Here is a 14,207-nt window from a genome sequence, read left to right on the forward strand (position 1 = left end):
GTTGCGTCCTGTGCACAGCTATGCCTCCATAAACGCTCCTCCCTAAAAATGCCCCACAGGGGCATTTTCTTTACGGTCGGCTTCAAATCCCTTCGGATTCTTGTCAGGTCAAAACTAAAAGCACCCATAAAGGGTGCTTTTAGTTTTGGCCCGCCCGAAGGGATTTGAACCCCCATTCTCCGGAATCGGAATCCGTTGCGTTATCCAATTGCGCCACGGGCAGATGTATGCGGCAGGGTATTTTGCCTGCCGTTTTTCATTTTTAATTCGCATAATCTTTCATCTGAAAATCAACTGCAAAAACTGCTGTGCAACAGTCTTTAGCTTATATTATGCGGTTATTATACAACAATTTTTTACTTTAAGCAAGGGAAATTTGTCGCTCCTCCCGACTGTAAGGCGATCATTCTGCCATACTTTCGAGTTCTTCCCAGATTTCGTACTGCCCCTCCTGCTGTTTTTGCAAATCCTCGAGCAGTTTTGAAAGCTCCATAAGTTTTTCGTAATCAGCTGCAACCTCCTCACTTGAGAGAAGCTCCTGTGTTTTGGCGATTTCTTCGTCAAGTCGCTCAATTTCAGCCTCTGCCTTTTTGAGCTTAGTCTGTCTTTTGCGTTCTTCACTCTGCTTTTGCTTTTGCAAAAAGTAATCATTCTGCGTTTTTTCTTTTTTATCTTTCTTATTCTCAGTCGGAACAGCACCCGATTTTTCGGCTGTTGTGCGTTCAAGATAATAATCGTAATTACCGAGATATTCCTTTACTCCGTTATTTGTAAGGAGTAAAATTCTGTCGGCAATTTTATTTATAAAATAACGGTCATGGCTGACAATCAGCATTGTGCCGCTGTAGTCAAGCAAAGTTTTTTCAAGTTCTTCCCGTGATGATGCGTCAAGGTGGTTTGTCGGCTCATCGAGGAGCAAAAAGTTACTGCCCTTTAGCATTAGTTTCAAGAGAGAAACTCTCGCCCTCTCGCCGCCGCTCATTTTTGAAAGCGGTTTAAACACTTCGTCACCTTTGAACAGGAATGACGCAAGAGCACTTCTGACTTCGGTCTGCGTCATATTCGGGAAGGTGTCCCACACCTCATCAAGTGCGGTTTTTGACAGGTCAAGATTCTGCTGCATCTGATCAAAATAACCGATTTCAACATTTGCACCGTAGTCATATTCACCGCTGTTCATAGGAGTTTTGCCCGTTAAAATTCTGAACAGCGTTGTTTTACCGCAACCGTTGCCGCCGATGATGAACACTCTCTCGCCTTTTCTGATATGTATATCAACATTTTTGAAAAGCTGTTTGTTGTCAAACGACTTGGCAAGGTTTTTACAGATTAAAACATCGTTGCCGCTTTCACATCTCGGCTCAAAATGCATACGCATTGTTTCAAGCTCGCTTTCGGGGGCAACAAGCCCGTCTTTGATTCTGTCAGCCTCTTTCTGCTTACTTGCGGCTGTGATAAAGTTGTGAGCCTGTCCCCAGCGTTTTTGCTGTTCAACAATGTCCTCAATACGCTTTATTTCCTTTAAATCGTGTTCATATTTATTTTTAAGCGACTCGTTCACCGATTCCTTTTTCTTGACAAATTCCGAATATGAGCCCTTATAAACCATAGCACGGTTGTGTTCAAGTTCAATCGTCTTGTTGGTTACATTATCAAGAAAATAACGGTCATGGCTGATGATAATCATTGCGCCCTTGAAATCTCTCAAAAAGCCTTCAAGCCATGCGATTGCGTCAATGTCAAGGTGGTTTGTCGGCTCGTCAAGGAGGAGCATATTGCTCTGCGACAGCAACAGCTTTGCAAGGCAGAGCTTTGAACGCTGACCGCCGCTTAAATTGCCGACAGGCATTGTAAAGTCATTTTCGGAAAATCCGAGTCCTAAAAGTGCGGAACGGGTTCTGCTTTTATAGGTCAGACCGCCTGCTCTTTCAAACTGTTCAATAAGCATGGTCTGCCTTTCAACAAGCTCGTCAAGATTTCCCGACTTGTTGTCAATCTGATGTGCAAGTGTGGAAATTTCGGTTTCCATATCCGAAAGAGAATCGAACACGGAAAGCAGCTCGTGATACACATCTGCCCTCGGATTGTTGCAGGCATGCTGTTCCATATATCCCGGACGGACATTTTTTGAAAAGGTAACAGTTCCCGAAACAGGGCTGATTTCACCGTTGAGTATCTTAAAGAGAGTTGTTTTACCGACTCCGTTAGCTCCGATAAAGCCCACCTTATCTCTTTCTTCAACATCAAACGAAACATCGGTAAAAAGGTTTCTTTCGATAAAAGTCATTGTAAGATTTCTTACTGATAATGCCGGCAAAACATACACTCCCTTTCAAATTCGCTACCCACTATTGTACATTAAAATCGACAAAAGAGCAATACAAAATTGAAAATATGCCATAGGTTTACAAGGGCATAAGACACAATTCCGACCGTTAAAAGCATTTCAGCCGTTTTGCTCCTGCCGATTCCGGCAAGCTTGTAAATCAATGCACAACCCAGAATAAGCACAAGCGGCAAAATTCCCTTGATTAACAATGTCAGCCAAAAGTTTTCAAGCACAGGCTGCATAACGGGATTTGCCTCAACAAAATGTCCGCTGCCGATGAGCGCCTCTGTACAAATCCAGTCAACAATATTGAGAAAATAGAGTAAGCCGAGTTTGTAATAAAACGAACGGCTCTCATGACCTTTTTCATTGACGATATTATTGACATCAGATTCATTTGCCGATTTCAAATTAAACACAACGGTTTTTTCGAGTCCGGTTTTTTCTGTCATACACAACACCTCAACGGTATTTTTTCCCGCAGAGAATGTTATATTCACACAAAAGAAAAGAGCCTCCTCTCGGAAGCTCAATTTGAAACGAATTATTCAAAGTTAATGTCGCCCTCATATTTCTTTTTGAAAAGCTCAAATACCTTGTTAAGAGTATCTTCATCGTCAATGCTGACATACTCCTCTGTTTCTTCGTCAATCTGATTAATCTGAAGAATAACAACCTCGTCTGCATCTTCGTCATTTTCGATGAGAACAATGTACTCTGTACCCTCAAACTCGATTACATCAAGAAATTCAAATTCAACTTCCTGACCGTTTTCATCCTCAAGAGTGATGAGCATACCCTGATCTTCTTCGTTCATAAGCTCGTTTTTTGTATCTGCCATAGCGTATTCCTTTCCGAATGCGTTTAACGCCTCATAAAATAAATTAAGTTTAGTATAACCCAAAACATCGGCAAAATCAACACTTTATTGATATTTTACATTTAAAAGGTAAAAGCCAAAAACAGCTGCGATTGCTCGCAGCTGTTTTTGGGTTTAGAAGTTTTGAAATTAACGTGAAAACCGTAGATATTTAAGTCAGTGTTTTCAGAATTAACCTATTTTGGCATTACCTATGTCGCCGAACATATTAAGTCTGAAAAGCTTGCACTCGTCATTTTTGTTTTCGCAAATAATACTTGCTTCTGCAATCTTGCCGCCTTCGATAAGTCTTGTAAGACCGACAAGCTGGCAAAGCTTGCTGCGAAGATTGAGTCTGTCGCCTTCGCTTGTAACGAGATATACATTGCCCTCGCAGGTATCGAGCACGGCGAGGAATTCGGTTACATCAACATTGTGTAAGCTAAGAATTGGTGTCATAAAATTTCCTCCATTCAATTCTTTAAAAATATAAAGTTTTGTTTTCGTGCGCCATTTACCATTTGGCAAAATCATGATCAATTTATCGACTATGTGATAATTCAATTTTACTCGAGTAAGGCTAATTGGAAATCAGCCGATAGTCAAGCGGACTATTTACTTGACAATTATTATTATAGTCAAACATTCGGAAAAGTCAACAATTTTAGCGATTAATTTTTGTTCACAAATACTTTTATGTGTCAGTTATGCACAATAAATTGTTGCGTTTTTTGTACAATATGCTTTGTATTTGCTTATATAGAAATATAGTTTTAACACAAGCATAACATTTGATTGTGTAAATTCAACAACTTGTTTCTTTTCCAGCATTATATAACTGCTGTTTTTTACAAACTTAATTTAATAGGCATATTGAGATTTTGCTCATTTTAAGTTATAATCTATGTTATGAAGGCTGATATCAAAAAGGATGCAGGATTGCTCCGAATTAAATTTTCAATAAAAGCAATCATACAAATAAGAAAGGAATCATGAAATGCTTAACGATTTTTACAAACAGTTCAAAAGCGGAACAGACATACGAGGAGTTGCAAGCGAGGGTGTTGAGGGACAAAGTGTAAACCTTACCGACGATGTTGTTGCCGATATGGCAGACGGCTTTGTGCTTTGGCTTTCTAAAAAAGTTTCAAAAAAGCCGAGCGAGCTCAAAATTTCTGTCGGTCGTGACAGCCGTATTTCGGGACCGCATATAATGAAAATCACAACCGAGCGTTTTAAGCGTTGCGGTGCAGAAGTTCTCTGCTGTCAGCTTGCGTCAACTCCGTCAATGTTTATGACAACCGTTGACCTCGGATGTGACGGTGCTCTTCAGATTACAGCAAGCCACCACCCGTTCAACAGAAACGGTCTTAAATTTTTCACCCGTGAGGGCGGTCTTGAGGGCAGTGACATTGAGGAAATTCTTCTCTACGCACAAAACGGTGAACATCCCGAAGAAAGCAACGGCGGAAATATTACGGATGTTGACTATATGAGCGACTACGCAAAGGGACTTTGCGAGAAGATTAAAAAGGAAGTTAATGCAGAAGATTACGAGCATCCGCTCAAGGGCTTTAAGATTGTTGTTGACGCAGGCAACGGTGCAGGCGGATTTTATGCCGACAAGGTGCTTTCTGTTCTCGGAGCAGACACAACAGGCAGTCGTTACCTTGAACCTGACGGAATGTTCCCGAACCATGTGCCGAATCCCGAGGCTAAAGAGGCAATGGATTCAATCTGTGAGGCTGTCAGGGAATCTGGCGCAGACCTCGGCGTAATCTTTGATACGGATGTTGACCGTGGCGGTGCTGTTGACAGCAAGGGCAACGAAATCAACCGAAACAGACTTGTAGCCGTTGCGGCGGCAATTGCTCTTGAGGGCAATGACGGCGGTATGATTGTTACAGACTCAATCACATCAAGCGGTCTTAAACAGTTTATTGAAAATGACCTCGGCGGAAAGCATTACCGCTATCGCAGAGGCTATAAGAATGTTATCGACAAGGCTCTTGAGCTCAACGCTCAGGGCATCAACTGTCCTCTTGCAATCGAAACATCGGGACATGCCGCAATGCGTGAAAACTACTTTCTTGATGACGGTGCATATCTCTGCACAAAAATTATTATCAAGGCCGCTCAGATGAGAAAAGAGGGCAAGGAGCTTGACGAGCTTACCGCCTCACTCAAAGAACCGCTTGAAAGCACAGAAATCAGATACAAAATTCTTGAAAAAGATTTCAGAGCCTGCGGTGAAAAAATTATTGCCGACCTTACAAAGTATGCCGAGGAGCAGGACGGCTGGTGTGTTGCCGATGATAACCGTGAGGGCATCAGAGTTTCGTTTGACAGGGATAACGGTGACGGCTGGTTCTTGCTCAGACTTTCGGTACACGATCCGATTATGCCTCTCAATGTTGAAAGTGACAGCAAGGGCGGTGTAAAAATCATCTGCGACAAGCTTGGTGAATTTTTAAAGACTACAACAGGTCTTGACCTCTGATATTGAAATATTTTGCGCTTTTATTGATTTTTATTGTCGCAACTACGGGTTGCAACCGAGAGTTGCGACAATGGAACCCGAAATGTATTGTTTTTTGGGGCAGGCAACCGATATAATTTTCTCACAAGGTAAAACCCTAAAGCAATATTTGAGGAGGAAATTTTATGAACATTGAAACTGCCAACAGACTTTTGCAGTACAGAAAAAAGATGAATCTAAGCCAGGAGGAGCTTGCCGCAAGAATAGGTGTAAGCCGTCAGGCTGTGTCAAAATGGGAGCGTGCAGAGGCATCGCCCGACACGGATAATCTTATTCTTCTTGCTGATATCTACGGTGTTTCGCTTGATGAATTGCTTAAAGGCGAAAAAGAAACCGAAAGCGAAACACAGTCGGAAGAACCCGAAAATAATGCCGAAAATAATCCCGACAGCGACACAACATACAAAAAATCAGACAAGGTTTCGTTCAAACACGGAATCCATGTTGACTCAAAGGACGGTGATTCTGTTCACCTTAATTTCAGGGACGGAATCCATGTTAAAGATAAAGACGGTACAAAGGTTGATGTCGGCTGGAACGGAATTCATGTTGAAGAAAACGGCAAAACAAAAGTCTATACAGACGAAAACGGAAATGTTATGTATGATGAAAGCATTGAAGAGCATAAACATTCAAAGTCGCACCGCTTTTGGAAGCACTTTCCGTTTTGGTTGATTGCCGTTATCGGATTCCTCGCTTGGGGATTCAGCGGAGTATTGCTCGGTTGGGTACTCAGCTGGGTATGCTTTCTGACAATTCCTCTCTATTACACACTTGTTGACGCAATCTACAAACGCAAGCCGAGTCATTTTGCTTATCCCCTGCTTGTCGTTATTGTGTATATGTTTTTCGGATTTCTCGACATCTGCGGCGGTTGGTCATTTGGTTGGATTGCATTTTTAACAATTCCGATTTATTATGAAATCTGCAAGCTTTTCAAAAGCGAAAGAAAAAGCTCTGACGATTAAAACTGAATTAAATACATACAAAAACACGGCAGTTTTTTTATCAACTGCCGTGTTTTTATCATTACGGTATATTAAGGAATCATAATTGTATCGGTTGTGTCGAGCTGTGAAGTTCTCATTGCGGGCTTGCAGAGTTCAATCTGCCTGCCGTCTTTGATAAAGAGCGGAACTTCATTGAGAGCAACCTCAATATAATGAGTACCCTTGCTCATTTTTTCTGTCGTAATGCTTGTACCGCTGAGTTTTACAAAAGTCATGTTCTCGGGGAGATAAACATATCTTCCGCCTACATTCTGCTCATATACAGGGCAAATCATGCACTCGTCACCGAGCATAAGCTGTGTTTCACATTCACGGGCAATTTTATCATCGGGATAATCAAACGAGAGCGGTCTGAAAATCATATCATTTTCTTCGCTTGCCTTTTTGAATGTTCTGTAAAGGTACGGAATAAGTCTGTAACGAACCTCAACAATATCCTTGAAATCATCGCTATTTTCAAAGCTGTAGCACTCCTGATTTCTTGTGCCGAGAGCGGCATGGTTACGCATAAGCGGAGTAAACACACCGAGTGCAAGGAAGCGAAGAACAAGGTCACGGGTTGCGTTTTCGTTAAAGCCTCCGAGATCTGCACCGCAGTAAAGAAAGCCGCACATATTTGCCGACGGGAGCATTTTGAGGTCAAGAAGAATGTGCGACCACCAAGAGTGGTTATCGCCGAACCAGATACCGCTTGAACGGTGAGCGCCTACATATGACGCACGGGAGAACATAAGAATTTTTTCTTTACCGAACTCCTCCGCAAAATATTCGCCGGCGGCCTTTGTCATATTAGCACCGTAAATGTTGTGAACCTGATCATGGCAAACCTGTTTGCCGTCAACTGTATGGTAAATGCTTGAATAATCCTCGGGACTGTTTGAAAGACCTGCGAATGTATCCTTGAGCTCAAAGAATTTTGAAAGGTCAAGGTTCTGCCCTTTGAGAGAAGCCGCCTTGTCAAGTGCTTTGTTAAGTCCTTTTACCGAATAGAAAATTGCAGGCTCGTTCATATCGTTCCAGAAGCCGTCAATTCCCATATCTGTGAGAATTTTATATTTTGAGCCGAACCACTTTCTTACATCCGGTCGGAGAAAATCGGGAAAGCCAACGATACCGGGCCATACACCGCCCTCAAAATCCGTGCCGTCCTCGTTTTTACAGAAGTATCCGTTCTTTCTGCCCTCTTCATAGATATCGTAGCCGTTCTCTTTTTTAACGCCTGCGTCAATAATCGGAATGAGGTGGATTCCTTCTTCCCTTTTCTTTGAAACATAGTCCTTGAAATTCGGAAATTTTTCATCATCAACAGTAAAGTCCTTGTAACGCTCCATATAGTCGATGTCGAGATATACGCAGTCAAGCGGAATTCCTGCCTTGTTGTAACCGTCAACAACAGCGTCAACAGCTTCGGCATTGTGATAGCTCCAACGGCTCTGCTGATAGCCGAATGCCCAAAACGGCGGAACATAGCTTGTGCCGATTGATTTTCTGAACTCTTTTACGATTTCAAGAGGCTTTGTGCCGTCGATGTAATATATATCAAAATTCGTGCCGTCAATTGTGATAACGGTTTTGTTTGCGGTTGTGTAGCCGATGTCCCAACGGATTTTTGACGGGAAGTCGATAAAAATACCAAAAGTTTTTGAACCGCTGAGCATAAGGAAATTGTGAGCGGCATAGAGGGATGACTTTGTTTCGGTGTGGAACGGGTCATCACTGCAAAAGCTGTTATACACCCAACCACGCTTGTTGATTCCTCTCGGAGCTTCGCCGAGACCGTAGACGATGTCGCTGTCTGCCATATCAAATTCAAAGACAAAATTTCCGTTCTCAAACTTGCCGCCGAGCGGAAATTCCGCAATAGGCAGAGCGTTAAATTTTTCAACAACAGCCTGCGTATCAATCGGGTTGCCCGATGTAAACTTTTTAATCATTAAAGCACTTCCTTCTTTATTAAAATTTTCCGATTTTTTCAAAGCGTTCTGCAAAATCTTGCCGACACGCACTTGCAATTTTAGTATAACATTAATTTTGATTATTGCAATGGTAAAACTTATTTTTGTATTATTTTATTTTTACACATTAAAAAAGCACCTTTACGAGCCTGTAAAGGTGCAAATTTTATTCTTTTACGCTTCATCAATCAAAAATATCATTCTTGCTTTCAGACTTTCCGTCTTGGTAAATCTTGAGGTTTCCCGTATCATCACACACACCGAGAAAAACATCTTTGAGCCGTTTGCGGTTGTTGTCAAGCTGTTTTTTGAGCCATTCAAGATTATAGCCCGATTCGGCAAGATTTTTCTCGAGAATTTTTCCGTCCGTAATAACCACGGACTCGGGTCGGGTTTGGTGAACAATGATTTTTAAATCATCCGGAGTTGCAGGGCGCTTTTTGTCCTTTGGCAGAACCGACAAATCGCCGTTCTGTTCAAGAAAAACCGTTTCGACATCATCAAGACTGAAATATCCCTTTTCACGCATTCGTGTAAGAAATTCGTTTATATCAATTTTTGCAACCGAAAAATTCTTTTTGTACAACTTTCCTCTGTCGAAAATCACAATAGACTTGCCTGTTAAAAATCTTCGTAACATTGTTGATTTTTGCGAAAGCCACGAACAAAGCATAACAATTATTACATAAACAATGAGTGCCGCAAGACACGCCCAAAAGTCTGACATTTCGGCTGTTGCCATCTCCGCTGCGATTGAACCGATTGTGATTCCGTTGATGTAGTCAAAAAGATTAAGGCTTGACATCTGCTTGTTGCCAATAAACTTTGACAGCAGGAACAATACTGCAATTGAAACGGGCGCCGTTATTAATGCACGCAAAAAGTCCATAATATCCCTCCGATAGGGTTATTATGGACTTTAAATTATTTTTTATTCCGCAAAATTACCAAGGCTTAACTGTGCCTGTGATTTCCGAAACGCTCTTGATCCCGTTTTTGTCGAGCCATTCGTTCATACCGTCGGCAATCTTAATAGGCGCATACGGATCCGTAAAAAGGACAGTACCGATTTGAAGTGCGGTTGCGCCTGCCATCATCATCTCGATTGCATCCTGCCAGCTTGAGATACCGCCCATACCGATAATCGGAATTTTAACTGCGTTTGCAACCTGCCAAACCATTCTTACTGCAACAGGGAAAATTGCAGGGCCGCTCATTCCGCCTGTGTTGTTGCGGATAATCGGTCTGCGTGAGTTGATGTCGATACGCATACCTGTGAGCGTGTTAATCATTGAAATTGCGTCTGCACCGTTTGCCTCTGCCGACTGTGCGATTGATGCAATGTCGGTAACATTTGGGCTGAGCTTTACGATAAGCGGCTTTTTGCAATACTTTTTGACAGCCGCAGTAATTGCACCTACGGATTCACAGCTTGTGCCGAACTGCACTCCGCCGCTCTTGACATTAGGGCATGAGATGTTGAGCTCAATCATATCAACATCGGTTTCACTGAGTTTTTCAGCCATTGCACAATAATCTTCGGGAGTGTTGCCGGCAATGTTTGCAATGATAACCGTATTCTGCTTTTTGAGCCACGGCAAATCATCATTGATAAAGACATCAACACCGGGGTTTTGAAGTCCTACTGCATTCAAAATGCCGGAAGGAGTTTCGGCTACTCTCGGAACAGGGTTGCCGTCACGGCGGGTAAGTGTGATACCCTTGCATGAAATACCGCCGAGCTTTTCAAGGGGATAAAGCTCTGAATATTCCATACCGAAACCGAATGTTCCCGATGCGGCAATGAGAGGATTGTTAAATTCCACTCCGCAAACTTTTACAGATAAATCAGCCATTGAAAACTACCTCCTCAGCATTAAATACGGGGCCGTTTTTGCAGACATGCTGCATAATTTCTTCACCGTTTTTTCTTACCTTTACTGCGCACACAAGGCATGCGCCCATTCCGCAGGCCATTCTCTCCTCAAGAGAAATCTGACACGGCTTGCCTGCCTCTTTGCAAACATCGGCAATAGCCTTGAGCATCGGGGTAGGACCGCATGCACAAACCTCGTCAACCTCTGAGATTTTTTCTTTGAGAACATCTGTTACAAAGCCGTGGATTCCCGCACTTCCGTCATCTGTTGTCAGCACAAGTTCTGCACCGGCTTTCTTGAAATCATCCTGAAGAATAATAAGGTCTTTGTTTCTGAAGCCTGTGATAACAAGCGGATTTTCACACTGCTTTGCTGTGTAAAGCATCGGAGGAACGCCTATACCGCCGCCGATAAGGCAATAACGCTTGCCCTTTTCAATTTTAAAGCCGTTGCCGAGAGGAGCGAGAATGTCAACACTTTCGCCTTTTTTCATCTCGGACATAATTTTTGTTCCCTCACCCTTTACCTGATAAACAAGGCGGAGAACACCGTTTTCGCTGTCACAAACCGAAATAGGTCTGCGCAGAGTTTTTGAAGGCACATAAACATGGGCAAACTGTCCGCACTTTGCAAGCGGAGCAAGCTCGTCATTTTTTACCCTCATATCAAAAATGCCGTCTGCAATCTGTTCGTTTGACAAAAGTTCAAACTTCTGAACATCATACTTTTTCATAATATCATTCCTTTGGTTAGCTTTATTTAATAAAATCAATTTTTAAGCAGAGTGTCCCTGCATTGCGGACAAAAGTGAGCATCTCATCACATCGCCGTTAATCAACATATTCAAGTTCAACAGTCAGCACACCTAACTCATCCTTGCGATAAACATAACAGCTTTCCGCAAGCCTTGGTGAATAACCGTTAATCTCATTAGCCTCTGAAACCCAGTTATAAAGATAACCGTCATTCATAATCCTGTCATACATATAATCGAAATCGGTATTCTTATCAACAACAATGCTGAAATATTCATCTCCGTTTTTTGCAGCATTTGCAATAGCTTGGCTTACATCATCGGCATTATCAGGATCTGAAACAGTCGGGTACTTATAGTTAAAATAGTTGTACTTTTCAGCCGTACACTTTGGAACATAAAAATTACACCATGTAGCAACGCTCAAATAAGTTTGTGAATTAAGCTCGGAATACTTATATGACAGCTTATGATCCTTGAACATAAGGTCATCGGTTAGGTTAAAATAGTCGTTTTCCGCATAATTATTTTCGCCGTCGGTATCATTCCATGTAACATCAATTTGGTACCAATCGCCGCCGATTTTTACACCGTTCCATGCGTGATTGTCTGAATCGGCTGTTCCCGAAAGTAATACGCAGTCAATATTCGCCTTGTTGCACAAAAGCTGAAAGGCTCTTGCGTAACCCTCACACACGGCTTTGCCGTCAACCAACGCACCGTAGGCATCGTTTTCATTGCCCTGAACATCATTGTTTTCAGCCGCTTCTTCATCATACCTGCAATTGTCAATTATATAGTTGTTAATGTATTCTTCTCTTTCAAAATCATTGCCGGAGGGCAAATTCTTCAAAACAGAAGCAACGGCAATATTGAATTTTTTCTTGGCGGCTATAAGCTTATCATTTTGAACAGTATAATCAAGCTTTACGCTTGTTGTGTCACCATACGGAACAAAAAGACTTGACCCCTTGAGCCAAAAAGTTTCAGGGTGGTCGTTTTTGTATGCCTCAACAGCTTGTGTAATCTGATAATCGGAAAGCGAGCCTGTTGTTGTAATGTTTGGTGCATACACGGTATCAACGCTCTTTGCGATTCTCATATACAGTTCTTTTACATAATCATCGGTAAGCGTCTCGTAGGCATAATCGGTTTTTACATCTGCATAATCCTTGTCGTTTTCAACATCTTGTGCACTCGGAGTTGTAACGGATTTTTCTATGATAGAGCTTCTCTTTGGTTCACTGCTTTCGGAATCATCCGTCAACGAACACGAACAGCCGAAAAATGCAACCGCACAGGTTATTAAACAAACTAAGGCAGTTTTATATATTTTCAAAGAATCATCTCAATTTTATTTTAAACTATTTATTCCGTATACGGAATACGGCAGCAGTCAAAACTGACTGTCGCCGTATGGATTTGTCATGTTCTATTTTACTTTATTTTCGCCTTGCAGTCAATGTTATAATCAATCATGCAGCATTTAATTAATATATTCAAGTTGAAATGTTATCAAATTAGACTTTTCATCATAAAGCATATTGCAAGTATCATTCAACTTTGGTGAATCAGAGTTAATTTGGTTAGCCTTTGTAAGCCAATCATACATATATCCATTCCGCACCTCATCATACACATCATCGTAATTTACATTTTCATCTACTATAACTACGAAATGCTCTTCTCCGTTCTTTGCCGCTTTTGCAATTGCTGTGCTGACATTATCGGAATCATCAAGATTAGATACTGTAGGATATTTATAATTATAACAATAGTTGTGATAATTGTATTTCTCAGCAGTACATTTTGGAACATAGAAGTTACACCAAGATTCCAAATTCAAAAAAGATTCTGCATCAATCTCCGAGTATTTTGGAGACAGCGTGTGCTCCTCATACATAAGACTGTCGGTAAGATTAAAGTACTCATGTGAATCATAAATAAAATCATCAACATCGTCCCAAGTAACATCAATCTGATACCAATCTCCGCCAATCTTCACGCAATTCCATACATGATTGTCTGAGTCAACGATTCCCATAAGTTGTATGCAATCAATATCAGCCTTATTACACAAAATCTGAAATGCCTTTGAGTAACCCTCACATACTGCCTTACCATCAACAAACACACCGTAGGCATCGTTTTCATTGCCCTGAACCTCCTCAGATTCAGCCGCTTCCTCATCATAATCACAATTATTAATTATATAATTATGTATATATTCTTCTCTTTCACATTCAGTGCCATAAGGGACACTTTGGGAAATAGTATCAACTGCAGTATTAAACTCTTTTTTTGCAGTAACAAGTTTATCACCGCTCATAGTATATGTAAGCCAAATTCCTGTTTCATAATCAAAATTTTCGTATTCATAGTAACTTTTAAGCCAGAACACTTCAGGGTGGTCATTTTTATACGCTTCCACAGCCTGTGTTATTTGATATTCACTAAGATTCCCTTCAGCGTAAAATGACGGTTCATATTCGGAATCAATATTATCACTTATTTGATTGTACAGCTTTTTCACATAATCATCAGTAAGTGTGCTATAGGCATAATCTGTTTTTGGTTCATTATACACACACGGCTCTGTCGGTTTAGGTTTAGATGTTGTTTTTACACTTGTACTGCTTTTTTCGGAAGTAGTTACAGGTACACTCGATTCGTTGTTATCATCCTCAAGCAACGAACATGAACAGCCGAAAAATGCAACCGCACAGGTCATTAAACAAACTAAGGCAGTTATATATATTTTCAAAAAATCATCTCAATTTTTGTTTTGGATTATTTATTTAATATACAGAATACGGCAGCAGTCAAAACTGACTGTCGCCGTATGGATTTGTCATGTTCTATTTTACTTTATTTTCGCCTTGCA

12 protein-coding genes and 1 tRNA gene are annotated in these 14,207 nt (G+C 41.3%); 2 read left to right on the forward strand and 11 right to left on the reverse strand.

Going from position 1 to position 14,207, the window contains the following annotated elements:
* Positions 1 to 146: 146 nt before the first annotated feature.
* The 5 genes from AC2HW8_RS09930 to AC2HW8_RS09950 form a co-directional block, all read right to left on the reverse strand.
* Positions 147 to 223: transfer RNA gene (locus AC2HW8_RS09930), tRNA-Arg, on the reverse strand.
* Positions 224 to 403: 180 nt separating this feature from the next.
* Entirely contained in the window at positions 404 to 2,326 is a 1,923-nt protein-coding gene (locus tag AC2HW8_RS09935; protein ID WP_484327513.1) for an ABC-F family ATP-binding cassette domain-containing protein, read from the reverse strand.
* 32 nt (positions 2,327 to 2,358) lie between these two features.
* On the reverse strand, positions 2,359 to 2,781 hold the full coding sequence (locus tag AC2HW8_RS09940; RefSeq protein ID WP_484327514.1) for a DUF5658 family protein: 423 nt from the start codon (positions 2,779 to 2,781) through the stop codon (positions 2,359 to 2,361).
* A 92-nt stretch (positions 2,782 to 2,873) separates the two neighbouring features.
* The gene (locus AC2HW8_RS09945; protein WP_021883505.1) at positions 2,874 to 3,170 is read right to left on the reverse strand and encodes a DUF1292 domain-containing protein; all 297 of its coding nucleotides are present in this window, start codon (positions 3,168 to 3,170) and stop codon (positions 2,874 to 2,876) included.
* 210 nt (positions 3,171 to 3,380) lie between these two features.
* Positions 3,381 to 3,647: a hypothetical protein gene (locus AC2HW8_RS09950; RefSeq protein ID WP_021883504.1), complete on the reverse strand. Its 267-nt coding sequence runs from the start codon at positions 3,645 to 3,647 to the stop codon at positions 3,381 to 3,383.
* Between the two features lie 538 nt (positions 3,648 to 4,185).
* Here AC2HW8_RS09950 and AC2HW8_RS09955 point away from each other — a divergent pair.
* Both AC2HW8_RS09955 and AC2HW8_RS09960 read left to right on the forward strand, forming a co-directional pair.
* On the forward strand, positions 4,186 to 5,688 hold the full coding sequence (locus tag AC2HW8_RS09955) for a phosphomannomutase/phosphoglucomutase (RefSeq protein ID WP_304012818.1): 1,503 nt from the start codon (positions 4,186 to 4,188) through the stop codon (positions 5,686 to 5,688).
* 164 nt (positions 5,689 to 5,852) lie between these two features.
* Positions 5,853 to 6,695, forward strand: a complete 843-nt coding sequence (locus AC2HW8_RS09960; protein ID WP_484327515.1) for a helix-turn-helix domain-containing protein — start codon at positions 5,853 to 5,855, stop codon at positions 6,693 to 6,695.
* Between the two features lie 71 nt (positions 6,696 to 6,766).
* Here AC2HW8_RS09960 and AC2HW8_RS09965 read toward each other — a convergent pair whose 3' ends face one another.
* The 6 genes from AC2HW8_RS09965 to AC2HW8_RS09990 all read right to left on the reverse strand — a co-directional run bounded on the left by AC2HW8_RS09965 (position 6,767) and on the right by AC2HW8_RS09990 (position 14,087).
* On the reverse strand, positions 6,767 to 8,671 hold the full coding sequence (locus tag AC2HW8_RS09965; protein WP_304022074.1) for a glycoside hydrolase family 31 protein: 1,905 nt from the start codon (positions 8,669 to 8,671) through the stop codon (positions 6,767 to 6,769).
* 205 nt (positions 8,672 to 8,876) lie between these two features.
* Complete coding sequence (locus tag AC2HW8_RS09970; RefSeq protein ID WP_298179584.1) at positions 8,877 to 9,581, reverse strand: DUF421 domain-containing protein; 705 nt, start codon at positions 9,579 to 9,581, stop codon at positions 8,877 to 8,879.
* A gap of 55 nt (positions 9,582 to 9,636) precedes the next feature.
* Positions 9,637 to 10,548 (reverse strand): dihydroorotate dehydrogenase, encoded by a 912-nt coding sequence (locus tag AC2HW8_RS09975; protein WP_309372885.1) that lies wholly within the window; start codon positions 10,546 to 10,548, stop codon positions 9,637 to 9,639.
* The gene (locus AC2HW8_RS09980) at positions 10,541 to 11,302 is read right to left on the reverse strand and encodes a dihydroorotate dehydrogenase electron transfer subunit (RefSeq protein WP_015522572.1); all 762 of its coding nucleotides are present in this window, start codon (positions 11,300 to 11,302) and stop codon (positions 10,541 to 10,543) included. Before AC2HW8_RS09980 ends, AC2HW8_RS09975 begins: the two co-directional genes overlap by 8 nt.
* A gap of 97 nt (positions 11,303 to 11,399) precedes the next feature.
* The gene (locus tag AC2HW8_RS09985; RefSeq protein ID WP_484327516.1) at positions 11,400 to 12,662 is read right to left on the reverse strand and encodes a transglutaminase domain-containing protein; all 1,263 of its coding nucleotides are present in this window, start codon (positions 12,660 to 12,662) and stop codon (positions 11,400 to 11,402) included.
* Between the two features lie 147 nt (positions 12,663 to 12,809).
* Positions 12,810 to 14,087: a transglutaminase domain-containing protein gene (locus AC2HW8_RS09990; protein WP_304035843.1), complete on the reverse strand. Its 1,278-nt coding sequence runs from the start codon at positions 14,085 to 14,087 to the stop codon at positions 12,810 to 12,812.
* Positions 14,088 to 14,207 lie beyond the last annotated feature (120 nt).

It is taken from the genome of Ruminococcoides sp. (assembly GCF_057037865.1).